This is a genomic window from Mesorhizobium marinum (assembly GCF_040813675.1).
GTDB classification, from domain to species: domain Bacteria; phylum Pseudomonadota; class Alphaproteobacteria; order Rhizobiales; family Rhizobiaceae; genus Mesorhizobium_K; species Mesorhizobium_K marinum.
In genome coordinates this window covers 61797-84812 of sequence record NZ_JBFOCI010000006.1, presented here as the reverse complement: position 1 = coordinate 84812, position 23016 = coordinate 61797, and the positions used below count along the sequence as shown (strand labels likewise).

At 66.0% G+C, this 23016-nt stretch carries 25 protein-coding genes; 9 read left to right on the top strand and 16 right to left on the bottom strand.

Annotated elements, in window-relative coordinates; translation table 11 throughout:
- Window positions 1–2 precede the first annotated feature (2 nt).
- Genes pcaG through pcaD form a run of 4 tightly spaced genes read right to left on the bottom strand, consistent with a single transcriptional unit; the run spans window position 3 to window position 2563 of the window.
- Entirely contained in the window at window positions 3–617 is a 615-nt protein-coding gene (gene pcaG / locus ABUE31_RS18220; protein WP_367725131.1) for a protocatechuate 3,4-dioxygenase subunit alpha, read from the bottom strand.
- Window positions 617–1372, bottom strand: coding sequence for a protocatechuate 3,4-dioxygenase subunit beta (gene pcaH, locus ABUE31_RS18215; protein WP_367725130.1), 756 nt, complete (start codon window positions 1370–1372; stop codon window positions 617–619). The genes pcaG and pcaH overlap by 1 nt, the downstream gene beginning before the upstream one ends.
- Window positions 1362–1769, bottom strand: coding sequence for a 4-carboxymuconolactone decarboxylase (pcaC, locus tag ABUE31_RS18210; RefSeq protein ID WP_367725129.1), 408 nt, complete (start codon window positions 1767–1769; stop codon window positions 1362–1364). The genes pcaH and pcaC overlap by 11 nt, the downstream gene beginning before the upstream one ends.
- Complete coding sequence (pcaD, locus tag ABUE31_RS18205) at window positions 1766–2563, bottom strand: 3-oxoadipate enol-lactonase (protein ID WP_367725128.1); 798 nt, start codon at window positions 2561–2563, stop codon at window positions 1766–1768. The genes pcaC and pcaD overlap by 4 nt, the downstream gene beginning before the upstream one ends.
- Before the next feature lie 88 nt (window positions 2564–2651).
- Between pcaD and pcaQ the strand changes: the two genes are divergently transcribed.
- From pcaQ to ABUE31_RS18165, 8 genes are all read left to right on the top strand, one after another.
- Window positions 2652–3569: a pca operon transcription factor PcaQ gene (gene pcaQ, locus ABUE31_RS18200; protein WP_367725126.1), complete on the top strand. Its 918-nt coding sequence runs from the start codon at window positions 2652–2654 to the stop codon at window positions 3567–3569.
- A gap of 173 nt (window positions 3570–3742) precedes the next feature.
- Complete coding sequence (locus ABUE31_RS18195; RefSeq protein WP_367725125.1) at window positions 3743–4966, top strand: amino acid ABC transporter substrate-binding protein; 1224 nt, start codon at window positions 3743–3745, stop codon at window positions 4964–4966.
- 31 nt (window positions 4967–4997) lie between these two features.
- Window positions 4998–5867: a branched-chain amino acid ABC transporter permease gene (locus ABUE31_RS18190; RefSeq protein WP_367725124.1), complete on the top strand. Its 870-nt coding sequence runs from the start codon at window positions 4998–5000 to the stop codon at window positions 5865–5867.
- The gene (locus ABUE31_RS18185; protein WP_367725123.1) at window positions 5864–6844 is read left to right on the top strand and encodes a branched-chain amino acid ABC transporter permease; all 981 of its coding nucleotides are present in this window, start codon (window positions 5864–5866) and stop codon (window positions 6842–6844) included. Before ABUE31_RS18190 ends, ABUE31_RS18185 begins: the two co-directional genes overlap by 4 nt.
- Window positions 6841–7569, top strand: coding sequence for an ABC transporter ATP-binding protein (locus tag ABUE31_RS18180; RefSeq protein ID WP_367725122.1), 729 nt, complete (start codon window positions 6841–6843; stop codon window positions 7567–7569). Before ABUE31_RS18185 ends, ABUE31_RS18180 begins: the two co-directional genes overlap by 4 nt.
- Window positions 7562–8281 (top strand): ABC transporter ATP-binding protein, encoded by a 720-nt coding sequence (locus tag ABUE31_RS18175; protein WP_367725121.1) that lies wholly within the window; start codon window positions 7562–7564, stop codon window positions 8279–8281. The genes ABUE31_RS18180 and ABUE31_RS18175 overlap by 8 nt, the downstream gene beginning before the upstream one ends.
- A 9-nt stretch (window positions 8282–8290) precedes the next feature.
- Window positions 8291–9748: an aldehyde dehydrogenase gene (locus ABUE31_RS18170; RefSeq protein WP_437344147.1), complete on the top strand. Its 1458-nt coding sequence runs from the start codon at window positions 8291–8293 to the stop codon at window positions 9746–9748.
- 10 nt (window positions 9749–9758) lie between these two features.
- The gene (locus ABUE31_RS18165) at window positions 9759–10517 is read left to right on the top strand and encodes an SDR family NAD(P)-dependent oxidoreductase (protein WP_367725120.1); all 759 of its coding nucleotides are present in this window, start codon (window positions 9759–9761) and stop codon (window positions 10515–10517) included.
- Between the two features lie 22 nt (window positions 10518–10539).
- Here ABUE31_RS18165 and ABUE31_RS18160 read toward each other — a convergent pair whose 3' ends face one another.
- The 5 genes from ABUE31_RS18160 to ABUE31_RS18140 are packed head-to-tail and all read right to left on the bottom strand — an operon-like array spanning window position 10540 to window position 15760.
- A complete protein-coding gene (locus tag ABUE31_RS18160) occupies window positions 10540–11073 on the bottom strand; it encodes a 2,4'-dihydroxyacetophenone dioxygenase family protein (protein ID WP_367725119.1) in 534 nt (177 codons plus the stop codon).
- Window positions 11074–11102: 29 nt separating this feature from the next.
- The gene (locus tag ABUE31_RS18155; protein WP_367725118.1) at window positions 11103–12800 is read right to left on the bottom strand and encodes a thiamine pyrophosphate-requiring protein; all 1698 of its coding nucleotides are present in this window, start codon (window positions 12798–12800) and stop codon (window positions 11103–11105) included.
- 34 nt (window positions 12801–12834) lie between these two features.
- Window positions 12835–14157, bottom strand: a complete 1323-nt coding sequence (locus ABUE31_RS18150) for a TRAP transporter large permease (protein ID WP_367725117.1) — start codon at window positions 14155–14157, stop codon at window positions 12835–12837.
- A complete protein-coding gene (locus ABUE31_RS18145) occupies window positions 14154–14720 on the bottom strand; it encodes a TRAP transporter small permease (protein WP_367725116.1) in 567 nt (188 codons plus the stop codon). Before ABUE31_RS18145 ends, ABUE31_RS18150 begins: the two co-directional genes overlap by 4 nt.
- Complete coding sequence (locus ABUE31_RS18140; RefSeq protein WP_367725115.1) at window positions 14717–15760, bottom strand: TRAP transporter substrate-binding protein; 1044 nt, start codon at window positions 15758–15760, stop codon at window positions 14717–14719. Before ABUE31_RS18140 ends, ABUE31_RS18145 begins: the two co-directional genes overlap by 4 nt.
- Before the next feature lie 222 nt (window positions 15761–15982).
- On the opposite strand from ABUE31_RS18140, the gene ABUE31_RS18135 reads away from it, so the two are divergent.
- Window positions 15983–16807, top strand: a complete 825-nt coding sequence (locus ABUE31_RS18135) for a helix-turn-helix domain-containing protein (RefSeq protein WP_367725114.1) — start codon at window positions 15983–15985, stop codon at window positions 16805–16807.
- Between the two features lie 13 nt (window positions 16808–16820).
- On the opposite strand, the gene ABUE31_RS18130 is transcribed toward ABUE31_RS18135, so the two are convergent.
- The 7 genes from ABUE31_RS18130 to ABUE31_RS18100 all read right to left on the bottom strand — a co-directional run bounded on the left by ABUE31_RS18130 (window position 16821) and on the right by ABUE31_RS18100 (window position 22997).
- Window positions 16821–17054 (bottom strand): SGNH/GDSL hydrolase family protein, encoded by a 234-nt coding sequence (locus ABUE31_RS18130; protein ID WP_367725113.1) that lies wholly within the window; start codon window positions 17052–17054, stop codon window positions 16821–16823.
- A 433-nt stretch (window positions 17055–17487) separates the two neighbouring features.
- Window positions 17488–18561 carry a C45 family autoproteolytic acyltransferase/hydrolase gene (locus tag ABUE31_RS18125; protein WP_367725112.1) on the bottom strand — a complete coding sequence of 358 codons (1074 nt, stop codon included), beginning with the start codon at window positions 18559–18561 and terminating at the stop codon, window positions 17488–17490.
- On the bottom strand, window positions 18551–19279 hold the full coding sequence (gene glnQ, locus ABUE31_RS18120) for a glutamine ABC transporter ATP-binding protein GlnQ (protein ID WP_367725111.1): 729 nt from the start codon (window positions 19277–19279) through the stop codon (window positions 18551–18553). Before glnQ ends, ABUE31_RS18125 begins: the two co-directional genes overlap by 11 nt.
- Window positions 19276–19932 (bottom strand): glutamine ABC transporter permease GlnP, encoded by a 657-nt coding sequence (gene glnP / locus ABUE31_RS18115; protein ID WP_367725110.1) that lies wholly within the window; start codon window positions 19930–19932, stop codon window positions 19276–19278. Before glnP ends, glnQ begins: the two co-directional genes overlap by 4 nt.
- A gap of 57 nt (window positions 19933–19989) precedes the next feature.
- Window positions 19990–20730, bottom strand: a complete 741-nt coding sequence (gene glnH / locus ABUE31_RS18110; protein ID WP_367725109.1) for a glutamine ABC transporter substrate-binding protein GlnH — start codon at window positions 20728–20730, stop codon at window positions 19990–19992.
- A gap of 51 nt (window positions 20731–20781) precedes the next feature.
- A complete protein-coding gene (locus ABUE31_RS18105) occupies window positions 20782–22116 on the bottom strand; it encodes an aspartate aminotransferase family protein (protein ID WP_367725107.1) in 1335 nt (444 codons plus the stop codon).
- Window positions 22113–22997, bottom strand: a complete 885-nt coding sequence (locus ABUE31_RS18100) for a MurR/RpiR family transcriptional regulator (protein ID WP_367725106.1) — start codon at window positions 22995–22997, stop codon at window positions 22113–22115. The genes ABUE31_RS18105 and ABUE31_RS18100 overlap by 4 nt, the downstream gene beginning before the upstream one ends.
- Window positions 22998–23016 lie beyond the last annotated feature (19 nt).

Genomic DNA, 23016 nt, shown 5'->3' with positions numbered 1-23016 from the left:
TGTCAGCTGTCGAAAAAGACCGTTTCGTTGTCGCCCTGCAGATGAACGTCGAAGACGTATGCATCCGCCCCCCTGCGGGCGATCAGCGTCGCCACGCGCGCGCGGTGCTCGATGCGCGCCAGGATAGGATCCGAGACGTTCGCCTCCTCTTCCTCGGGAAAGTAGATGCGCGTGTGAAGGCCGAGATTGATACCGCGCGCAACGATCCAGATGCTGATGTGCGGGGCCATCAGGCGGCCGTCGGCCATAGGAACGCGACCCGGCTTGATGGTGTGGAATAGACAGGCGCCTGTCTCCATGTCGGCGGCCGATCGCCCCCAGCCGGAGAAGTGCGGGTCGGCTCGCCCGCGCCGCTCGGCCGGCGAAGGGTAGAAGCCCTCGGCATCGGCCTGCCAGATTTCGACCAGCGCGTCCCGCAGAGGCGCCCCTGCCCCGTCGAACACGGTGACGATCAGCGTGATTCTCTCGCCACGGGTCCCATCCTCGACCATGGACGAGCCGAGATCCTCGCGATAGACGCCGGCGATGCCGACGACATTCGGTGTCAGGCCGATATGCACATAGGGTCCTGCCGTCTGCGATGGCGTTTCCTTCTGACGATCGAGCGATTGCGCCATCAGTTGCCCTCCAGCCTGTTCTCGAACATCGTCGACCGACGACCGCGCAGCACGATGTCGAACTTGAAGGCTCGCGCATCCATCGGGATCGTCGCCTCCATGTCGACCGCGGCGATCAGCTGTTCGATCGCCGCCCGGTCGGGGATGCCCCGGACGATCGGACATCGCCAGATCAGCGGGTCGCCCTCGAAATACATCTGCGTTATCAGCCGCTGCGCGAAGCCGTGCCCGAACACCGAGAAGTGGATGTGCGAGGGACGCCAGTCGTTTGGGCCGTTCGGCCAGGGGTACGGCCCGGGCTTGATGCTACGGAACGCATAGCCGCCGTCCCCCCCGGTTATGGTGCGCCCGCAGCCGCCGAAATTCGGGTCCAGCGGCGCCAGGTAGCCGTCCTTCTTGTGACGATAGCGGCCGCCGGCATTTGCCTGCCAGAATTCCAGAAGGGCGCCGGGCACCCCCACACCACGCTCGTCGATCACGCGCCCATAGACGATGATGCGCTCGCCGAGGGCGGCTTCGCCCGGCGACGCAAAATTGTGGATCAGGTCGTTGTCCCCTTCGCCGAGCATGGCGTGCCCGAAAACCGGACCCGCCGTCTCGGAGAGGGTATTGTCGAAGGAGATCAGCGCCCGCTGCGGAGACCTCAGCACGGATGTCTTGTAGCCTGGCGTCAGCGCCGGCGGGTGCCAGTTGCGGTCGCGCTGGAAGAATGGGCCAGTCTCGACGGGCCGATTGGAAAGCCGGTCACTGGCCATCGGCCCGCCCGTCCATCTCGGCAAAGACCCGCTTGGAGATCCGGAACGCACGGTTGGCGGCGGGCACCCCGGCATAGATCGCGACATGCAGTAACGCCTCGCAGATATCCTCGCGCGTGGCGCCGGTGTTGGCCGTCGCGCGGACATGCATGGCGACCTCCTCGTCGTGGCCGAGAGCCGCGAGCAGGGCAAGCGTAACCATAGATCGCTCCCGCTTCGTCCAGTGCGGACGCGACCAGACGGTGCCCCATGCCGCCTCCGTGATCAATTCCTGAAACGGGCGGTCGAAGTCCGTCGTGGCCTTGCTCGCCCGCTCGACGTGACCGGCGCCGAGCACGGAACGACGAACCTCGAGTCCGGCGGCGTAGCGGTCATGTTCGCCAGACGGCTCGTTCATGGCTTTCTCCCTGGCAGGGCGGCGACGAAGCCGCTGATGAGCGCGGCGAGCGCTGCCGCTTTCTCGATGCATGGTATGTGGCCGGCTCCGGCGATCACCTCGAAGCGCGCGCCCGGAACGAGATCGGCGGTCTGCCTGACGAGTTCAGGGGGCGTTGAACCATCTTGGTCGCCGACGACCCAGAGCGTCGGCACCGATATGCTGCCGGCCGCCTCCCTGTAGTCCGCCTCGCGAAGCGCCGCGCAACTTCCGAGGTAGCCTGCGACCGACTGCCGAACCAGCATGTTGCGGTAGCCGGCTAGGTCGGCTGGCCTGTTTCGGTGGAAGGCGGGCGTGAACCACGTCTCCATGATCGGGTCCGCGATCGCCTCGATGCCCTCGCGTGTGACTGTTTCGATGCGCTTGTCCCACGAGGCCGTAGTGCCGATCCTTGCTGCCGTGTCGCAGAGCACCATGGCCCGCACAGGCTGCGGCCTGATCATCAGCAGCCGTTGCGCGATGAGGCCGCCGATAGACAGCCCGCACAGGACCGTTCCGTCGATGTCCAGGCGGTCGAGGAGGGCGGCAAGGTCGTTCGCGTGATCGTCGATCGAGCGGACACCGGCGCCAAGCCCGGAGAGGCCATGCCCGCGCTTGTCGTAGACGAGCAGCCCGGCGCTCGGGTCGAGCGCTGCGATCATGTCGTCCCAGATGCGGAAGTCGGTGCCGAGCGAATTGATAAATACAAGCACGGGACCATCGCCGTGGCGGTGGCGATAGTGCATCGATACGCCGCCGATATCGACGAAAGGCATGCCAAAATCCTCCACCGGAGATTTTTGCACAAGCATTTGGTTCGGTAAAATGATAATCGCGGGGCTTTCGATAATCCTGAGGTTATGGATGTCATCGATCAACCGCGTGCGCTTCCGCCATTTGAGGACCTTTCTCGAAGTGTCGCGGCAACGCAGCGTGGCGCGCGCCGCAGAGGTGCTCAACGTCAGCCAGCCCGCGGTCACCCGGACGCTGCGCGAACTGGACGAGGCGCTCGGGTCCCCGGTCGTCGAACGGCACGGCCGGGGCATACGCGTCACCCGGACCGGCGAGATCTTCCTGCGCTACGCCGGGACCGCGGTCGCCGCACTCAACGACGGGGTGGAGTCCGCGCGCCGTGACAGCGCGGCCGGCATGCCCATTCGAATCGGCGCGCTGCCGACCGTGTCGACGCGGATCATGCCCAGCGCGATCTCGCTGTTCCTCAGGGAAGAAACCGGCGCCGCGATCAAGATCGTGACGGGCGAGAACGCGGTACTGCTCGACCAGTTGAGATCGGGCGCACTCGATCTCGTCGTCGGCCGGCTGGCCGCCCCGGAGAAGATGACGGGCTTCTTCTTCGAGCATCTCTATTCGGAGCAGGTTCTGTTCGTGGTTCGGACCGGACACCCGCTGCTGGCCAAGGGCGAGGACATCGTCGCCAGGGTTGGCGAATTTCCGGTCCTGATGCCGACACGCGAATCCGTGATCCGGCCGTTTGTCGACCGCTTCTTCATGGCCAACGGCATTGCCCTGCCCCCAACCGTGATCGATACGGTATCGGATTCCTTCGGCCGAGCGTTCCTGCGGCAGAGCGATGCCGTTTGGGTCATCTCGGCCGGGGTGGTCGCCGACGAACTTTCCGGCGGCGCTTTCGCCGCGTTGCCCCTCAATACCGGGGACACCAAGGGACCGGTCGGCCTGACCATGCGCACTGACGCCACGCCGTCCGCGGCCTTCTCGATCCTGCTGCATACGCTGAGGGAGGCCGCGGCCCGCCAGCAGTAGGGCTGGCCGACCCAAAATAGGCGACACCAGCAAAAATCCAATTCTTGCCCGAAAATGTCTATTCCTGCGGAGAACGACTGCCCCTAGCCTTGACCGGTCGGACAGAACCGGGAGGAGTTCGGGCTGATCCGGCGAGCGCCCCAATCGGGCGTCTGCAACGGGAGGGATCATCAATGACGACGCTTTCGCGCAGGCGAGTCCTGCGATCTTTCGGCATGTCCATCGCGCTGGCCACCGTGCTCGGCGCCCTGCCCGCGACCGCGCAGGACCGGACTTCGGTGAAGATCGGCTACGCAATATCCAAGACCGGGCCGAATTCGGGCGGTGCGGGCATCACGACCCTGCCCAACTACCTGCTCTGGGTGAAGGACGTGAACGATGCCGGCGGGCTCGAACTGCCCGACGGTACGAAGCTCCCCATCGAAGTGATCGAGTATGACGACCGCTCCTCGGCCGAGGAGGTCGTGCGCAACATCGAGCGCCTCGCCACGCAGGACAAGGTCGATTTCATCCTGCCGCCCTGGGGCACCGGCTTCAACCTCGCCGTGGCGCCGCTCTTCGATCGTTTCGGCTATCCGCAACTCGCTGTCTCGGCAGTTACCGACAAAGCCCCGGAATTCGTAAAACGCTGGAAGAAGAGCTTCTGGCTGCTTGGCGGCGGCCACGACTACACCAACGCGCTTGCCGGCCTGCTGTCGAAGGCTGCCGACGCCGGTACCATCAACAAGAAGGTCGCGATGATCTCGGTCGCCGACGGCTTCGGCATCGACCTGGTCACCGCGGCGCGCCCTTCCTTGGCCGACGCCGGTTTCGAAGTGGTCTTCGACGTCACCTACCCGGCAGGCACGACCGACTTCACGCCGATGATCAACGAGGCCGCGGCGAGCGGCGCCGACACCTTCGTCGCCTTCTCCTATCCGCCTGAAACCTTCGCCCTCACCGAGCAGGCGCAGGTCGCGAAGTTCAATCCGAAGGTTCTCTACCTTGGTGTCGGCACGGGTTTCCCGGCCTACGGCGCGAAGAATGGCGCCAACGCGGAAGGGATCATGAGCCTCGGTGGCATCGACCCGAAGAACGAGGCCAACGCAGCCTATCGCAAGCGCCACGAGGAGGTCATCGGCAACGCGCCCGACCTGTGGGGGTCCGTCGTCACCTACAACAGCCTCCAGATGCTGCAGGAGGCGATCAAGCGGCGCGGCCTTGACCGCGATGCGGTTGCGGACGAACTGTCCAACGGCACGTTCCAGACCGTCCTCGGCGAGGTGAAGCTCGAGGACAACCAGTTGCGCAAGCTCTGGCTGGGCGGCCAGTGGCAGAACGGCCAGTTCGTCGCCGTGGCGCCGGTCGACCGCGAAGGCGCGGCCGCGGCAATCCTGCCGAAGCCGGCCTGGCAGTAGCCGGGCTCCGGCTTCGCCTAGGAGTGGCGCAATGCTGACGACCCTGGTTGCGGGGCTGGTGCTGGGCGGAACCTACGCGCTGGTCGCGCTTGGCCTGACGATCCAGTATGGCATCGCGCGGACGATGAACCTCGCCTATGGCGAAACGATCATCGCCGCCGCCTTCGGCGCCTACCTGGTGCACGAAGTGCTCGGCGTCAGTCCGATCCTCGGACTGGCGCTGATCGCTCCCGCGGGCTTCGCCTTCGGTTGGGTCGTCTACGGCCTGCTGATGCGGCCGCTGGTCAGGCGGTCGAAGGGCGGCGCGGCGCTGGAGATCGACACCATCCTTGCGACCTTCGGCCTGCTCTTCGTGATCCAGGGCGTCATGCAGGTCGGATTCGGCGGCAACTACATCAGCTACAGCTACCTGAACTTCGGCGTCGATATCCTCGGCGCGAGCGTCGCCATGAACCGGCTACTCGCACTGGTCATGGCGGTGGCGATCGGCGGCGGCCTCTATTTGCTTCTGACCCGTACCAGATGGGGTACGGCGCTGAGGGCGGTGGCGGTCGCGCCGGCATCGGCGCCGCTCGTCGGCATCGACGCCGACCGGGCGGCGCGGTTCGGTTTCGCGCTGGGCGGCGCGCTTGCAGCCTGCGGCGGCGTCGTCGTGTCGATGTACCAGACGTTCACCGCATCATCCGGCGTCGTCTTCACCATGAAGGCGCTGATCGTCGTCATCATGGGAGGCGTCGGCAACCTTGCCGGCGCGCTGAGCGCCGGGCTGATTCTCGGCCTGGTGGAGACCTTTGTCGCAACCTATGTCAGCCCGGGCCTGACGCTGGCGGCCGTCTATCTGATCTTCCTGGCGACGCTGCTCTGGCGCCCCGCCGGACTGTTCGGCAAGGCACGGCGATGAAAACGACGCTCATCCTGGCCGCAGCGGCAGCTGTCTTCGCGGTGCTCGCGGCGGCGCCCTTCTTTCTCGGCCCTTATGGGGTCGGCTTGATGATCGGCCTCATGGGCTATGTCACGCTGGCCTCTGCCTGGGGGCTGTTCTCCGGCCGAACAGGCTACGTTTCGCTGGCCACCGTCGCGTTCTTCGGCATCGGGGCCTATGCGGTCGCCGCGCTCAGCGAGACGATGCCCTATCCGGCTGTGCTGCTCGTGGCGGCGATGGTGGGCCTCGCCGTGGCGCTGCTGGTTGGACTGTCGACGCTCCGGCTTGCCGGCGTCTATTTCGTCATCTTCACCTTCGGCCTCGCGGAACTCATCCGCCAGCTCGTCACCTGGTACGAAACGGCGGTGACCGGCACCCTCGGCCGCTACATCTTCCTGCCCATCACGCCGGAGCAGATCTACTGGCAGCTTCTGGTGCTTTGCGCCGTCACCCTGCTGTTCACCTGGTGGATAGACCGGTCCCGGCTCGGCCTCGCCCTCAAGGTCATCGCCGACGACGAAGTGGTGGCCTCGCACATCGGCATCGACATCGCCCGCACGAAGCTCGCCCTGTTTGCGGCAAGCGCCGTCATCATCACGCTGGTGGGAGCGATCCAGGCTCCGCGCTGGACCTATGTCGAGCCTGCAATCGTCTTCAATCCCACCGTTTCCTTCCTGACGCTCATCATGGCGTTGCTTGGCGGCGCCTCGCGGCTTTGGGGCCCCGCGCTGGGCGCCATCCCGCTTTTCCTGCTGTTCGAATGGCTGTCGGCCAACTTCCCCAACCACTACTCGATCCTGCTCGGCCTGCTGTTCATCGTGATCGTGTTTCTGCTGCCGCGTGGCGTGGCCGGCCTCCTGGAGACGCTGGTCCGGCGCCGGACGGGCGAGGCAAAAGCCTCCTCCGGCGAAGTCGCGTCTCCAACGCTGGCTGCCGGCAGGGAGTCGCGCCCATGACCCCCCTGCTCTCGGTTTCCCGGCTGACGCGGCGCTTTGGCGGGCTGATGGCCGTCAACGGGGTCAGCTTCGACATCGCCGAGGGCGAGGTGGTCGGCCTGCTCGGTCCCAACGGCTCCGGCAAGACGACCGCGCTCAACATGATCTCCGGCGCCATGAAACCCAGCGGCGGCGAGATCCAGCTGCGCGGCGAGCAGATCGGCGGCGTGAGTTCACACCGGATCGCACGCAAGGGTATCGCGCGAACGTTTCAGCTCGTGCGCGTGCTGCCGTCGCTCACCGTCGATGAAAACGTGGTCGCCGCGCTTGCCTTCCGGGGCGAGCCGCTCTGGGGCGATGCGGCGCGCCGCGAAGCCGACGAACTGCTGCACCGCGTTGGCCTCGGCGGTCGGGGCGGCGAGGCTGCCGAACAGTTGACCTACATCGATCAGAAGCGCGTCGAGCTTGCCCGCGCCCTCGCCGCGAGGCCCGCCCTGCTGCTCCTCGACGAATGGCTCGCCGGCCTCAATCCGACTGAGTTGCGGACCGGCATCGGCCTGATCGCCTCGCTTCGCGACACCGGCATCACGATCCTCCTGGTGGAGCATGTGATGGAGGCGGTCCGGTCGCTCTGCGCGCGTTGCGTGGTCATGAACGCTGGTAGCAAGATCGCCGACGGCGACACCGCGGGAGTGCTCGCGGATCCCGAAGTCGTGCGCGCCTACCTGGGGACCGGCAATGCTTGAGGTGAGCGGACTCGCCGTGGACTACGGCAAACATGCCGCGCTGCATGGCGTCGGGCTCACCGTCGCCGAAGCCGAGACGGTTGTCATCCTCGGAGCCAACGGCGCCGGCAAGTCGACCCTGCTGAAGGCGGTCGCGGGCCTCGTGCGGCCGCGACCCGGCTCTGTGATCGACTTCGCGGGACAACGCATCGCAGGCCGTCCCGGACATGAAATCCTGGAGGCCGGGATAGCGCTGGTGCCCGAAGGACGCGGCCTGTTCCCCGACCTCACCGTCTCGGAGAACCTGCGGCTTGGCGCGCATGCGCATCGGGCCCGCAAGGACGAAGCCGCCAACCTCGCCATGGTGCACGACCTGTTCCCGCGGCTCGTCGAGCGGCGGCGCCAGACGGTATCGACAATGTCGGGCGGCGAACAACAGATGGTGGCGATCGGCCGCGCTCTGATGTCGGCGCCGCGGCTGCTGATGCTCGACGAGCCAAGCCTCGGACTTGCGCCGGTGCTCGTCGGCGAGCTTTTCGCGACGCTGGCCGAGATCGGCCGTCGCGGCGTCTCGCTGCTCATCGTCGAGCAGAATGTACGCGCCAGCCTGTCCATCGCCGGGCGGGGGTACCTGCTCGAAGCCGGCCGCATGGTCGGCGAAGGTCCTGCGACCAGACTTATCAACGATCCTGCCGTGCAGCATGCATTCATGGGTGCATCGGCGGAGGCCTGAGAGAAGGAGATGAACGTGGACGTTTTGCGATTGATGATCGGAAGCGAAGAAGCCGAGGCGTCCGACGGGGCTACTTTCGAGCGCCGCAATCCGATTTCCGGCGCTGTGGCCACGAGAGCCGCGGCGGCCACGATCGACGACGCGATCGCGGCTGTCGACGCCGCGGCGGCGGCATTCCCGGAATGGTCGACCTCCTCGCCGCGCGAGCGCCGGACCATCCTTTCCAAGGCGGCGGACATCCTGTCGGCCAAGGAGCCGGAGTTCATCAAGGCGATGGCCGACGAGGTCGGGGCTACCGCCGGCTGGGCGCATTTCAACGTGCTTCTGGCCTCCGACATGTTGCGCGAAGCCGCGGCGCTGACGACGCAGATCGCCGGCGAAGTGATCCCTTCCAACCGGAAGGGATCACTCGCCATGGCCATGCGCCAGCCCGCCGGTGTGGTATTGTCGATGGCGCCGTGGAACGCGCCGGTCATTCTCGGCGTGCGCTCGCTTGCCACCCCGCTCGCATGCGGCAACACGGTCGTCATGAAGACCTCGGAGATATGCCCGAGGACACATCGCCTCATCGTCGATACGCTCAACGAGGCGGGGCTTCCGAAGGGCGTGCTCAATGCCGTGTCCAACGCCCCCGACGACGCGCCGGGGATCGTCGAGGCGCTGATCGCACAGCCGGCCGTGCGTCGGGTGAACTTTACTGGCTCGACCCGTGTTGGGCGGATCATCGCCGAGATCGCCGGCAGGCACCTCAAGGCGGCGCTGCTCGAACTCGGCGGCAAGGCGCCGCTGGTGGTGCTCGACGACGCCGACATCGACGCGGCCGTCGCGGCATCGGCCTTCGGCGCCTTCATGAACCAGGGCCAGATCTGCATGTCGACCGAACGCATCGTCGTCGACGAGAAAATTGCCGACGACTTCGTCGCCGCGCTCGCCGCGAAGGCCAAGGCGTTGAAGGCCGGCGACCCCACCGAAGGCAAGACGCCGCTCGGCTGCGTCGTCGACGCGGGCGCTGCGGGCCGCATCGGCCAGCTCATCAAGGACGCCGTAGCCAAGGGCGCGGTGCTTGCCGCGGGCGGTGCGATTGACGGCACGGTTATCCAGGCGACGGTACTCGACCGGGTCACCCCCTCGATGCGCATCTATTCGGAGGAGTCGTTCGGTCCTGTGGTGACCATCGTGCGTGTCGGCAGCGTCGACGAGGCTGTCCGCGTCGCCAACGACACCGAATATGGCCTGTCATCGGCCGTCTTCGGACGCGACGTGACGCGTGCGCTTTCCGTCGCGCGACGCATCGAATCCGGCATCTGCCATGTCAACGGACCGACCGTCCATGACGAGGCGCAGATGCCGTTCGGCGGCGTGAAGGCCTCCGGATACGGGCGCTTCGGCGGCAAGGCCGGCATCGCCGAGTTCACGGACCTCCGTTGGATCACGGTCCAGGACGGGCCGATTCACTACCCCTTCTGAGGCCGTGCCGATGAAGCGGCTGCACCAGAAGAGCTGCATCGTGACCGGGGGCGCCGGCAGCCTCGGCGCGGCCGCCGCGCGGCTTTTCGTCGAGCATGGCGCTTCGGTGATGCTGGTCGACCGCGACGCGGACGCGCTGGACCGCGTCCTGCAAGCTCTACCGCCCGGACGGGCGGCTGGCATGGCGGCGGATGTCTCCGACGCGGCTGCGACATCGGCATATGTCGCAGCCACGATCGAGCGCTTCGGCGGCCTCGACGTGCTGTTCTCGAACGCCGGCAATTTCGGCACGGTGGCGCCGATAGCCGACTACCCCGACAGCACTTTCGACCATGTGATGGCCGTGCATGTCAAAGGCGCCTACCTGGCCGCCAAGCATGCCTCGCCGCACATGCGCGAGGGCGGTTCGATCATCATCACGTCGAGCGTCGCCGGCATGCGTGGCGATGCCGGTGTCTACGCCTACATAACCGCCAAGCACGCACAGGTCGGCCTGATGCGCTGCCTCGCCAAGGAACTTGCCCCTCGCGGCATTCGGGTCAACTCCATCCATCCAGGTCCGATCGACAACGCATTTCAGCTGGCCGTCGAACGCGGACTCGGCGACGCCATGGGCCTCGACGGGACCGCCTATTTCAACGGCCTGATCCCGCTTGGGCGGCATGGCTCGGCCGATGAGATAGCTCGCTCGGTGCTCTACCTTGCAAGCGACGACTCCAGCTTCGTCACCGGCGCCACGCTGATGGTGGATGGCGGCATGAGCGTGTGAGCGCGCGCCTGGCGGCCCACCGTCAGCGGAACAGCGAATCGACGTAGTCGGCGCCAATTCCCACCTTGTCGTAGTGGGCGCGGCATAGGGCGATGTAGTTGTGAACGTCGAAGAAACCGTCCGGCTCGCCGGATTCGTCGAGCCAGATCAGCGGCCCCTTGACCTGGAAGAACACGCGCATCGGCTCGCCGCTGTCATAGGCGACGAGCGTATGGCCCTCGCCCGGCGTCTCGTAGACAAAGTCGCCCGCGGTCGCGGTCCAGTCGTGCTCCAGGTATCCCCATCGGCCCGAGATCGTGTACGCAAACACTTCGTGCGGATGATAGTGGCGGTTCACGAGGCCCGCCTTCTTGGCCATCAGGATGTCGCACCACTTGTTCTGGGTCGGGGAAATCCAGAGGGGTCGCGACGAGACGGTTTCGGTGAACGGGACGTAGTAGCGTTCATCGTCGGTCGGCGCATTCTTGAGATAGACCTCGGGGCGTGCATCCGGCTGGAAGACCTTCGAAATTGGCTTCAGGTCGCGCCAGAATTCGGTCGTTGCGGTATCGGGCATCGGGATCTCCTGCGGTTGCCTGTCTGCAATTACGGCCGCACGCGAACGTCGAGGAGCGCGAGGCCCCGCTTGTTGCGAACATGGTCGAGCGCTTCCGCGAGCGCGGCGCCGAGCGCCGGTCCGTCTTCCACCCGCCTCGCCCAGGCGCGGCTCGCTTCGGCCACTTTCACGAAGTCCGGCACCGGTGACAGCTGGGTGAGCGGCATGGCGTTGCTCCGCGCCGCGTAGCCGCCGGGATAGACGCCGAGAACGGACTGGCGCACCGCGCCCCATTCCGCATTGTTGACGACGACCACGAGGACAGGAAGTTCGAGCGCCTCTGCGACCTGGTGGCAGGCGACCGGATTTGAGAACATGTATGAACCATCGCCCATCGTGGCGACGATCAGCCGGTCGCGGTCGGCAAGCTGCATCCCGAGTGCGGCCGGAAAGGACCAGCCCAGTCCGCCGGCATGCGGCTCCTGATACCAGGCGCGATGGTGATCGAGCGACATCGGCGCCATCGGACAGCCGAGTTCGGAAAGCACCGTGGCGTCGATGCCCTGCAGCGCACGTGAAAGGCAAAGACTGACCCAATCCTTGGTCATCATGCCGGACTGCCCGGCTTCGGCCGTTGCAAGCATCGTCTCGCGCGCCTTGGCGTTTTCGGCTGCGACTGCTTCGCGCCGTAGCGCCACCCGGTCGGCCCGCCCGAGGCGGAGCGCGTCCATCTCGGCCTTCAGCGCCCTGATCCCATCTGCGACATCGCAGGCGATGGAGAGGTCCGAGCGGAAATTGCGCACCGGCGTGCGGGCAGAGAGAGGGTCCTGCCCGATCTGGACGATGGTGCAGTCGGCCTTGGGGCGATGCAGTTGCGGCGACCAGGGCGCCAGCGCGTCGAGGACCAGGATGGCATCCGCGCGCTCGATGAGCTTTGCCGGATTCGCCTCGGCGGCCATTGGATGGTCGGTCGGCATGGCAAGCGCGACGGCCCAGTATTGGCAGACCGGAATGCCCCAATCATCGGCGAGCGCCGAGAGCGCTTCGAAGGCGCCGGCGTCACCCGTCCCGTGCTGGGCGAAGATGACCGGATTCTCGGCCTCGGCAAGCAACCGTGCGGCCTCGGCGACCAGCTTTGGGTTGGGATGGGTGACGGATGGTTGCATGCGAGGCGGTGCGTCGAGGTCGTCTGCCGGCGCGGGCTCGCACAAGACTTCGCGAGGCAGGCTGACATAGACCGGTCCGCGTGGAGTCGAATTGGCGATCGCCCATGCCCGGTCGACGATCTCCGCCGCCTGTTCCGGGAAGCGCAGTTCGTAGTCCCATTTGGCAGCTTCGCGCACCAGGGCCGTCTGGTCGCGCATCTCCTGGCCCCAGCCGATCGGGACAGTCCGCGTACCGAAACGGTCCTTCTCGGTCGTCGGCGTGCGGCCGGAGAAAAGCAGCACCGGGACGCGTTCAACGGCGGCGTTTATTGCACCGATCGCGCAGTTGGCCAGCCCGACATTGGTGTGGGCGATGACGGCCTGGGAACGTCCGGTGGCGAGGTAGTAGCCGTGCGCCATGCCCATCGCCGCCGATTCATGCGGGATGACGACCGCCGTTGGCAGAGCGATGCCCTTGGCGGCCGCCTCTGCCAAGCCTTCGATGATCGGAGGGAAGTCGGTGCCGGAATTGCAGAACACGTAGTCGACGCCGATCGCCTTCAGCCGCACCAGAAGGGCGCCGCCCGCCGTAAGGGTCGTCATCTGTGGGTCGGTGGGCGCAGTATCCATCACGAACCTATTGCAGCAGCCTGGGCAGGGTCAGCGAGATGGCGGGGAAAAGCACCAGCAGCGTGATGCGTACCACTTCGCTGGCGAAGAACGGCATCACCCCCTTGAAGGTTTCCCGCATCGGAACATCCCGGGCCTGCGCGTTGATGATGAAGACGTTGAGGCCGACAGGCGGCGTGATCAGCCCCAGTTCGACGACGACGAGGATGATGATGCCGAACCAGATCTTGGTCCCGTCCGGTCCGAGCCCGAAATCGAGGCCCGCGACAACAGGCCAGAAGAAGGGGATCGCCAGGATGACCATCGACAGGCTGTCCATCAGGCAGCCGAGGATCAGGAAGACGACGATGATAAGCACCATGATCGTCATGGGGGCGAGCCCGCTGGTCTGGAGCATTTCCGCGGCCGCCTGCGGCACGCCGGCGCGCGACATGAAGATCTTGAGAAGTTCGGCGCCGAGCAGGATAAGGAAGATCATTCCGCTGGTCCGGGCCGTCTCCAGAAGCCCGTCGCGAAGTCCAGCCAGCGACAGCCGGCGGCGGGCCAAGCCATAGGCCACCACCATCGCGACGCCGATCGCGGCCGCCGCCGTCGGATTGTAGATGCCGGCATAGATGCCGCCTATAACGACGCCGAAGATGACCAGGACCGGGACGGTCGCTAGCGTCGCCGCCGCCAGCTCGGCCCTCGCCACCTTGGCCCCGGCCGGGCCGGACCCTGGCACGAAATAGACGTACAGGCCGACGGTCGCGATGAACATGATGATCGCCAGCAACCCCGGAACGAGAGCCGCGGCAAACAGCGTCACGATGTTCACCTCGACGATGATCGCATAGACGATCAGCACCACAGACGGCGGGATAAGGATGCCAAGCGTACCCCCCGCGGCGATCGTTCCGGTCGCCAGCGAGCCGGAATACCGGTACTTCCGCAGTTCCGGAAGCGCGACCTGGCCCATGGTCGAGGCGGTGGCCGTCGACGACCCGCAGACGGCACCGAAACCGGCGCAGGCGGCGATCGCCGCCATGGCGACGCCGCCGCGAAAACGTCCGAGCCAAGCATTCGCGCCCCGGAAAATGTCCGCCGAAAGGCCGCAGCGCGTGGCAAGCCCTCCCATCAGGATGAACATCGGCAGCACCGACAGGTCGTAGTTGGAGAACTGCGCGTAGGCGAGGTCCTTGAGCTGGTTCAGAACGATCCATGGGCCGGACTGCAGCGAAATGCCGCCGACGCCAACGAGGATCATCGCGTAAGCGATGGGCACGCGCGCGGCGATCAGAAGAAGCAGGCCGGACAGCCCGGCCAGACCCATGATGAAACTGCCGGTCATGGGGCGCGTCCGCCTCCCGAGTCGATGTTCCTCATCGCGCGCCAGTCTTGCGACAGCGTCACGATCGAGGCGAGCAGAAGCAGCGCCAGCGAGGCCAGGATCGGCGGAAAGGCTGTCCACAACGGCAGCTTCAGAACCGGGGTCACCTCCGAATAGCGGATGTAGCTGCGGAAGCCCGACGACATCTGCACAAGAAGCAGGAGCGAGAAGGCGATGGCGAAAAGCGACGAGAAGGCGCTCATCAGGTGCTTGCCGCGCTTGCCCATGCCTTCCGTGAAGATGTCGACCGTCACGTTGGAGCCGGTGATCTGGCAGTAGGGGAGAAACATGAAGACCGCGATGGCGGTCACGTGCTTGACCAGTTCGTAGTCGGCTGCGAAAGGACGGCCCGTCGCGAGGTTCGAGACGGCGCTTGCGGCGGCCATCAGCGCGAGGGCAAGTGTCAGCAGGCCACCGGCGAGCGCCCACCAGCGGACGATCCTGGCGACCAGCGAGCCGAAGCCCGTCTCGATCGTTGGGGAAGGAGGCGAGCCGCCTCCTTCCCGCAAGTCCGCAGCGGTCAAGACTTGCGCGCCGCCAGCGCCCCGCGCGCCGCTTCGACCAGCGCGGCGGCATCGAACTTGCCCTGCTGCTCCTCGACCCAGCGATCCACCACAGGAGCCAGCACGGTGTTGAAGGCGCCCATCTCCGCATCGGTCAGGACGATGTGCTCGTTGCCCTTCTCGACCGCCATGTTGATGCCGAAGTCGTCGGCAGAGCGCCAGATCGACGCCACCTCGCGCAGCCAGTCTTCACCGCTGTGCTTGGTGAAGATCTCCTTGAGATCGTCGGGAAGCGCTTCCCAGCGCGCCTTGTTCATGGAGACCTGGAAGGTCGTCGTGCCGAAGCGATTGTTGGCCGGACCTTCGATCTGGTACTGCGTCGATTCGAAGAGTTGCAGCGCCGGAATGATCTCCCAAGGGATCAGCGCGCCATCGACGGCGTTGGTCGACAGCGCCTGCGGCAGGTCCGGAACCGGCATCGTCACCGGCGTGGCGCCCATCGCCTCGACAACCGCGTTGCCCGTCGGCCCGGGCACCCTCAGCTTGAGGCCTTTCGTGTCGTCGGGGGTCCTGACCAGTTTGCTCGCCATCTGCAGCGCCTGGCCGGCATGCACATGCAGGAACAGCACGTGCACGTCGGCAAAGTCTTGCGCGAGATGGCTGTCGAACAGGTCGCGCATCGCGAGATTGGTCGCCGCAATGTCGTTGGTGAAGACGGTCGGCAGTTCGAAGACCTCGGAGCGGGGAAAGAGGCCGGGCGTATAGCCGTTGACGGTCCAGACGATGTCGACAACGCCATCGGCGACCTGTCGGAACAACTGGGGCGGCGCGCCGCCGAGCGACATGGCTGGAAAGAGCTCGATCTTCACCCGCCCGCCGGAATCGTCCTGGATCGCCTTGGCCCAGGGTTCCAGCATCTTGGAGTGTGCCGGCGCTTTCGGACCAAGGAAGTGGTGAAGCTTCAGCTCGACTTCGGGCGTCTGGGCCCATGCGCGCCGCAGATAGGCTGGCAACGCGACGGCACCGGCCGTCGCGGCAAGAAATTGCCGTCGTCCAATCATGATGTTCCTCCCGTTGCGCGCCGATGTCGTTTCGGCACGGCGCGTACACCGACCGCCAAATTCCTCCCGACGGCTTCCGGCGACGTCGAGCATAACAGGATGGGTCGATGCCGGAATAGACAATTTCCGGCAAGAATTGTACTTTTCAGAATGCCATCAAATCCTGCACCCCATGCTTCTACCGACCGACGATCGGCCCTGCACGCCCAGCCGGACGCGGAAGTGTCGGGCGTGCGCGGCGAGTTGACGGCATGGGAGTGGACGTCCGGCGATGGGCGACACCGCGGCTTCGTGCTGGAGTCGGGCAGCGGGCAGGTCAAGGTTCCCGAAGGCGACATTGCCTTCGCATCGCCCTGCCTCATCTGGCTTCCCGCGAACGCGCAGGCACGGCTGCTGCTCAACGCCGGTTCGCGCGGCGTCTCGCTTGCCGTGAACGAGGTGGGGCTCGCCGGCGCGATATCGGGCGGCCCGTTCGCAGGCCAGATGCGAGCGGCGCTCGCGCAGCCGATGATCCACGCCAGGCTGGAGCCGCGCTATGCGAGGCGGCTGCAGGACACGCTCTCCGCGATAGGCGAGGAAAGTAATCCCGACCTTCCCGCCGCGCAGGAAGCGAGACGGCACCTGCTTGCTCTCTTCTTCATCGCGACCTGGCGCCTTTCGGGGCCCGTGCTGCGCGAAACCAAGCCGCTGCCGCGGACGATCGTCCAGAGCTTCCTGCATGCGGTCGACCTGCATTTCCGGGACCACTGGACCATCGGACGCTACGCCCAGGAGGTCGGCGTCACGGCGGACCGCCTCAACGCCACGGTCCGGCGCACCACCGGACGGTCACCGCTCTCGCTGATCCACGCACGGTTCATCCACGAGGCCGATGCGCTTCTCGAAAGTTCCAGCCTACAGATCGCGGAGATCGCGGAAGAACTCGGCTTCTCCGATCCCGCCTACTTCAGCCGCTTCTACAAACGCCTCTCCGGCCAGCCCCCGAACCGCCAACGCCGCGAGATGCTGCGCATCAGCGGCCGTGGTTCGTTCGCGGCCTGGCCGTAGCGCCATCGGCGCGCTATTTCGCGAGACCATAGAGTGGCCCTGAACGATCTGCCGGATGGGCGGTTGCAGACCAGCGGGTCGGCTGTACCGCTGCTCGCCGGCCGCGCTGGAATAACTCCTTGACCTTGGCGGCGATCGCCTTGCCCAGGTCCAGATTGTTCTGGCCGGTGAAGTGAATGCCATCACAGCCGTCGGTTGCAATGAACTCGCCGGCGTCAAGGAAGTCCACCTTCATGAAATCGGCCATGTCCCTGTACTGGCGGCCGAGTTGGGCGCCCTTTTATGGCCGCCATCAATCACGCCCTGGAAGTCGGATTTGGCATCGGCATCAACGACGGGGGGCCAACGACCGGGCCTCCGGCGGCGGGTCGAGCGCCAAATGGTGGCAATCGCCGACCGTAGGTAGGCGCGGGTCGTTTGGGTCGTCTGCGGTGGTGGTGCGGGCGCCTAGGCGCTCCTCATCTATGTGGTAGCCTTCACCAAGGCTTGCCGCCATCCCCTGAGATTGATGCCTACTCTCGGGCGACCAGCGGATTGTCTGGTGTTGGCGACAGGCAAGCAGACAGCCGCCGCTAGACAACCGGATCTCCGCGCTGCCATTCAATCCACCGCTGGTCCCGTCTCGCCGTTCTTTTTTGCCGGACGGACAGGTCTTCGGAGTCTTTCGGCGGATGCGCTTCTCAATTTGCCGTGCTGAGATGCTCGTCGTCACTGAATTGCACGAGCCTCGTGTCGGTCAGCCGGTATCTGGAAGACGTGTCCGCGCGTTCATGGACCTGCCAATCCACCTTGTCGATACCGACGCGGATGAGTGCCGTGGCAAGCGTGTTCTCATCGTCCGGATCCTCGGCCTGCTCCCTGAGGATAGGCAAGGCGGTGTCGTGTCTATCCCCGAGGATGGAAAGGGGGTCCGGTAGGCCTACCCCGCACTGCCGAAGGAGTTCATCGCCCCGGTTCTGGCGTGCCGCAGACGAACCGGTGACGACCTGGGGCTCGAGTGTCATTCCGCCGTGGATCAGATGGTTCGCATGACAGCCGGGATGCTCGACGATCGCAGTCGAGGCGCGTGCGTGCGTGAATTCGACACTGACCAGACGACGATCTCCGCGCTGCGCGAGCGTGAAGTGGAAGGCGCCGGCCCTGGCCGAGGTTTCGATCGTGCGGATCGCATCGTCGAGCGTCGCGCAATCGAGCACGGCGCGCCCCAGAACCATGCGCGGCAACCCTGCGCCGGCAGCGCGCGAGCGGATGTTGTTGACCGTCTGAACGAGTCCGGTTTCGGTGACGGCGAAGGTGTGGCCGGGGATGGAACCGGGATAGACGAAAGACACGAAGGCGCCGTCGCCAGCCTCGATGCGCACTATGGCGCAATGGCCGCGCAGCCCGGGATCGCCGTCCTCGTTGTGAGCGACGGTTGGTTCCCGTCCAGGCACCATCACGGTCGTGCACCCGTCCGGCGCCATGGCCCAGACGTCGCCTCGGCAGTTCCATGCGAAGACGTCGTCTAGCGGCAGGTCGAGGCCGTACGCGAGGCCGCGCAATTCCTGCCAGATAGCAGGGTACCGCTCCTCGACCAGTTGTCGCATCGCGACCACGCGCGAATCCGCGCGGAACGCGGTCACCGTCTGCCACGCCGCCGACCGGATCAGGTGCGCGTGGGCGATCGCTGCCCCGAACCGGCCCAGTTGCGCGCCGACGTCATAAGGCGTTCCGCTGGCCTCGAAATGGGCGATGTGGCCCGCGTCAGTGGACATGCTGGAGAAAGTCCTTCAGGCGGGAGTTCTGAGGATTGGCCAGCAGGTCGGAAGGATTGCCGTCAACAGCGATCTTACCGTCCTCCATGAAGATCAGGCGTGTTCCCACCTGCCGGGCAAACGCCATCTCGTGGGTGACGACGATCATCGTCATGCCTTCTTCCGCGAGCCTGCGCATCACCTGCAGAACCTCGTGGCGTAGTTCCGGGTCGAGCGCCGATGTCGGCTCGTCGAACAGCATCAGCTTCGGCTTGACTGCTAGCGCCCGGGCGATGGCGACGCGCTGCTGCTGACCGCCCGAAAGTTCGGATGGGAAGTGGTGGCCGCGATCGGCCAGCCCAACCTTCGCCAGCAGGTCCCGCGCCTGTGCTGTCGCTTCGGACTTGCCGACGCCGCGCACGCGCCTTGGCCCGAAGGCGACGTTGTCGAGCGCGGTCATCTGCGGAAACAGGTTGAACTGCTGGAAGACCATGCCGGCTTCCTGCCGGATCTGGCGAACCTGCGACCGGCCCGCCCGGACGCTGATGCCGTCGACGATCAGATCGCCGCCGTTGATCTCCTCCAGCGCGTTGATGCAGCGCAGCAGCGTCGACTTTCCCGAACCCGACGGGCCGATCAGAACCACGACCTCGCCCGCGTCGATCGCCAGGTCGACGTCGCGCAACACCACCACCGGTCCGAACGTCTTGGTGACCTGTTTGAACTCGACGATGCTCATAGGATCCGCATCCTCTTCTCCGTTATGCGCAGGATCAGCGTCAGCGTACCGGTCATGAGCAGGTAGAGGATCGCCACAGCGCTCCAGATCTCGACCGCGCGGAAGTTGGCGGCCATGATCTCCTGGCCCTGCCGCGTCAGTTCGCCCACGCCGATGACGATGAACAGCGACGTGTCCTTGAGGCTGACGATGAACTGGTTGCCGAGCGGCGGTATCATGCGGCGGAACGCCACCGGACCGATGATGTAGACGAGCACCTTCCACATCGGCAGGCCAAGGGCGAGCCCCGCCTCCTTAAGCCCCTTGTGCACCGAGAGGAACGAGCCGCGCACGATCTCGGCGATGTAGGCGCCGGCGTTGACGACGATCGCGGTGACGGCGGCGGTCATTGGGTTGACCCGGATGTCGGCCAGAACCGGCAGCGCGAAGTAGATGAACATCACCTGCACGACGATGGGTGTGCCGCGGATCAGTTCGACATAGGTGAAGGCGATGGCGTTGAGCAGCCAGTTGCCGTAGGCGCGCATCAGGCCGGCGACGAAACCGACGGCGAGCCCGCCGGCAAGGCCTGCCAGGGTGATGAGGATCGTCAGCCGTGCGCCCCCGAGGAGGGCCGGCATCGCGTCCGCGATGACTGACCAGTCGAATTCCATGGTGGCCTCCGCAGGCTGGAAGGGCGCGGCGGATACCCGCCGCGCCCGCGCGTCAGATCAGTCCTGCGGCTCGGTGCCGAACCACTTCTTGTAGATCGCGGCGTAGCGGCCGTCCTGCTTCATGTTGGCCAGCGCCGCGTTGACCTGGGCGACGAACTCGCTGCCCTTCGGGAAGCCGATGCCGTATTCGTGCGCCATCATCTGCTCGCCGACGGCCTTGACCTTGCCGCCGCCTGCGGTGGCCACATAGTAGAGCACGTTGGGCGTATCGTGCATGGCGGCGTCGACACGGCCCGTCTGCAGCTCGAGATAGGCATTGTCGATGTTGGGAAACTGGCGCAGTTCGGTCTCCTTGAAGTGCTCCTTGGCATAGTCGGTCGCCGAGGTGCCGGTTTTGACCGCAAGAACCTTGCCCTTCAGGTCGTCGGCGCTCTCGACCGTGCTGTCGGCCGGTACCATCAGCAGGAAGCCGCTGTCGTAGTAGCCGTCCGAGAAGTCGATCACCTTCTTGCGCTCGTCCTTGATGGTGATGCCAGCAAGCGCAACGTCGACCTGCTTTGTCTGCAGCGCCGGGATGATGCCGTTGAAGTCCATGGGCTGCAGCGTGTAGGTCACGCCGATCTCCTTGGCGATGGCGTCCCACATATCGATGTCGAAACCGACATATTTGTCGCCCTCCTTGAACTCGAAGGGCACGAAGGCCGTGTCCGTCGCCACGATCAGATCTTCGGCGCGGGAGGGCTGGGCAAGCGCGACCGTGGTCGCGAAGGCGGCGATGACGAGACTGCGCAATTTCATGATTTGGTTCCCCTGTTTTGATCGGTTGTCATGCTATCCGTTGGCTCTGGATCAGGCCGGGATGCCGTCAATGGCCGCATCGATTGCGGCGCCGAGCCGATCGACGATGCGGTCAATGTCTTCTCGTTCGACGATGAACGGCGGCGCCAGCAGGACGTGGTCGCCGAGACGACCGTCGATCGTGCCCCCCATCGGGTAGACCATCAGGCCCCGGGCCATGGTTTCCTTCTTGATGCGCGCGTTGAGTTTCAGGTCCGGACCGAACGGCTGCTTGGTGGCGCGGTCGGCGACCAGTTCGATACCGCGGAACAGGCCTCTGCCCCGGATATCTCCGACATGGTGGTGGTTGCCGAAGCGGTCGAGCAGCCGGTGCTCCAGCAGGTCGCCCATCGCGACGACATTCCCCAGCAGATTGTCCCGGCGGACGACCTCCTGGACTGCAAGCGCCGCGGCGGCGGCCATCGGATGGCCCATATAGGTGTGGCCATGCTGGAAGAAGCCGGAGCCGTTGGCGAAGGCCTCGAAGATGTTCCGAGACAGGAGCACCGCGCCGATCGGCTGGTAGCCGCCGCCCAGCCCCTTGGCGAGCGTCATGATGTCGGGGGCGACGCCTTCCTGTTCGCACGCATGCAGCGTGCCGGTGCGGCCCATGCCGCACATGACCTCGTCCAGGATGAGCAGCACGCCATAGCGATCGCAGATCGCGCGGATGCGCTTGAAATAGTCCGCGACGGGCGGCACGGCGCCAGACGTCGCGCCCACAACCGTCTCGGCGACGAAGGCGATGACCTCGCCGGCGCCGAGTTCGAGGATCTTGTCCTCCAGTTGCTGCGCGGCACGCGCAGCATAGGCCTCGTCGCTCTCGCTCCCGTCCTGCAGGCGATAGGCATAGCAGGGGTCGATATGGTGCGTCTCGATCAGCAGAGGCTTGAACTGGGCCCGCCGCCATTCGTTGCCACCGGCGGCCAGCGCCCCCAGCGTGTTGCCGTGATAGCTCTGCCGGCGCGCGATGATGTGGCGCCGCTGCGGCTCGCCCTTCTCGACGAAATACTGCCGCGCCATCTTCAGCGCCGCTTCGATCGCCTCGGAGCCGCCGCACACGAGATAGGCGTGACTGAGGCCTGCCGGCGCCTCGGCGATCAGCCGGTCGGCCAGTTCCTCCGCCGCCTCCGAGGTGAAAAAGCCGGTATGGGCATAAGCCAGTCGGTCGATCTGGGCGTGCATGGAGGCCAGCACGTCGGGATGCCCGTGGCCCAGGCATGAGACCGCGGCCCCGCCCGAGGCGTCGATATAGGCGTTGCCATCGGCATCGAAGAGTTCGACGCCCCGGCCACCGACGGCGACGGGCAGCGCGGTGCGGATGGCGCGATGGAGGATGCGGGTCATGGACGCCTGTTTCTCGCCTGGTAGTGGGTGTCGAGCGCCGCCGACTGGCGGTCGAGCCGCGCAAGCGCGTCGCGCGCCGCCTCGCCGGCACGTCCCGCCACCAGCGCGCCGAGAATCTCGGCGACGACGAAGGCGGACGACATCGTGTGCAGGAAGGACGGGCTTTCGGTGGGCACGATCAGGGTGCACGCCGCGCGCTGAGCCAGCGGGGCGACCGGACTGTCGGTGATGGCAACCACGCGCACGCCGCCCGCCTGCGCATATTCGGTGATCTCGACGGTCTGGCGCGTGTAGGGCAGGACGCTGACCGCGACGAGGACGTCGTCCGCGCTGGCGCTGCCGAGAGGATCGGCACCGATCCCGCCGGTCGCGTCGAGCATGGTCGACTGCTTGCCCGAGAGCGACAGGATGTAATGGAGATGCCAGGCCGCCGAATAGCTCGAACGCAGGCCGAGGCAATAGATGCGGCGCGCGTCGCCGATATGCCGCGCCGCCTCGACCAACCCGTCGAGCGCCGCCGGCTGCGCCAGCCCGGCGATCTGGCCGCCGATCAAGCCCGCCATGTCGGCCGCAAGGGAGTGGTCGCCCCGGCGCTTCTGGGTCGCGGCCTGCGCGCCGACCTTTCCGGCAAAGCCCGTCCCCCCGTCGCGCATGGCATCGGCGTAGAGCTGCTTCACGTCGTCGTAGCCGGAAAACCCGAGCTGCTTCGCCAGCCGGGTCATGGTGGCCGGCTGGACATTGGCCTGCCGCGCCTGCTCGCGCATCGACAGCAGGGCGACGTCGCTCGGATGTTCGAGCACATAGCGGGCGGCGAGTTGCAACTGGCCGGACAGGGTGTCGAACACCTGGACGATCTGGTCGGAGAGCGGGGTCGCCTGCATGCGGTATTCGTAGGAGCTT

Bases quoted from the DNA above. Each gene is read 5' to 3' on its own strand.
- pcaG (WP_367725131.1), bottom strand. From the start codon at position 617: ATGGCGCAATCGCTCGATCGTCAGAAGGAAACGCCATCGCAGACGGCA.
- pcaH (WP_367725130.1), bottom strand. From the start codon at position 1,372: ATGGCCAGTGACCGGCTTTCCAATCGGCCCGTCGAGACTGGCCCATTC.
- pcaC (WP_367725129.1), bottom strand. From the start codon at position 1,769: ATGAACGAGCCGTCTGGCGAACATGACCGCTACGCCGCCGGACTCGAG.
- pcaD (WP_367725128.1), bottom strand. From the start codon at position 2,563: ATGCCTTTCGTCGATATCGGCGGCGTATCGATGCACTATCGCCACCGC.
- pcaQ (WP_367725126.1), top strand. From the start codon at position 2,652: ATGTCATCGATCAACCGCGTGCGCTTCCGCCATTTGAGGACCTTTCTC.
- ABUE31_RS18195 (WP_367725125.1), top strand. From the start codon at position 3,743: ATGACGACGCTTTCGCGCAGGCGAGTCCTGCGATCTTTCGGCATGTCC.
- ABUE31_RS18190 (WP_367725124.1), top strand. From the start codon at position 4,998: ATGCTGACGACCCTGGTTGCGGGGCTGGTGCTGGGCGGAACCTACGCG.
- ABUE31_RS18185 (WP_367725123.1), top strand. From the start codon at position 5,864: ATGAAAACGACGCTCATCCTGGCCGCAGCGGCAGCTGTCTTCGCGGTG.
- ABUE31_RS18180 (WP_367725122.1), top strand. From the start codon at position 6,841: ATGACCCCCCTGCTCTCGGTTTCCCGGCTGACGCGGCGCTTTGGCGGG.
- ABUE31_RS18175 (WP_367725121.1), top strand. From the start codon at position 7,562: ATGCTTGAGGTGAGCGGACTCGCCGTGGACTACGGCAAACATGCCGCG.
- ABUE31_RS18170 (WP_437344147.1), top strand. From the start codon at position 8,291: ATGAACGTGGACGTTTTGCGATTGATGATCGGAAGCGAAGAAGCCGAG.
- ABUE31_RS18165 (WP_367725120.1), top strand. From the start codon at position 9,759: ATGAAGCGGCTGCACCAGAAGAGCTGCATCGTGACCGGGGGCGCCGGC.
- ABUE31_RS18160 (WP_367725119.1), bottom strand. From the start codon at position 11,073: ATGCCCGATACCGCAACGACCGAATTCTGGCGCGACCTGAAGCCAATT.
- ABUE31_RS18155 (WP_367725118.1), bottom strand. From the start codon at position 12,800: ATGACGACCCTTACGGCGGGCGGCGCCCTTCTGGTGCGGCTGAAGGCG.
- ABUE31_RS18150 (WP_367725117.1), bottom strand. From the start codon at position 14,157: ATGACCGGCAGTTTCATCATGGGTCTGGCCGGGCTGTCCGGCCTGCTT.
- ABUE31_RS18140 (WP_367725115.1), bottom strand. From the start codon at position 15,760: ATGATTGGACGACGGCAATTTCTTGCCGCGACGGCCGGTGCCGTCGCG.
- ABUE31_RS18130 (WP_367725113.1), bottom strand. From the start codon at position 17,054: ATGGCCGATTTCATGAAGGTGGACTTCCTTGACGCCGGCGAGTTCATT.
- ABUE31_RS18125 (WP_367725112.1), bottom strand. From the start codon at position 18,561: ATGTCCACTGACGCGGGCCACATCGCCCATTTCGAGGCCAGCGGAACG.
- glnQ (WP_367725111.1), bottom strand. From the start codon at position 19,279: ATGAGCATCGTCGAGTTCAAACAGGTCACCAAGACGTTCGGACCGGTG.
- glnP (WP_367725110.1), bottom strand. From the start codon at position 19,932: ATGGAATTCGACTGGTCAGTCATCGCGGACGCGATGCCGGCCCTCCTC.
- glnH (WP_367725109.1), bottom strand. From the start codon at position 20,730: ATGAAATTGCGCAGTCTCGTCATCGCCGCCTTCGCGACCACGGTCGCG.
- ABUE31_RS18105 (WP_367725107.1), bottom strand. From the start codon at position 22,116: ATGACCCGCATCCTCCATCGCGCCATCCGCACCGCGCTGCCCGTCGCC.
- ABUE31_RS18100 (WP_367725106.1), bottom strand. From the start codon at position 22,997: ATGCAGGCGACCCCGCTCTCCGACCAGATCGTCCAGGTGTTCGACACC.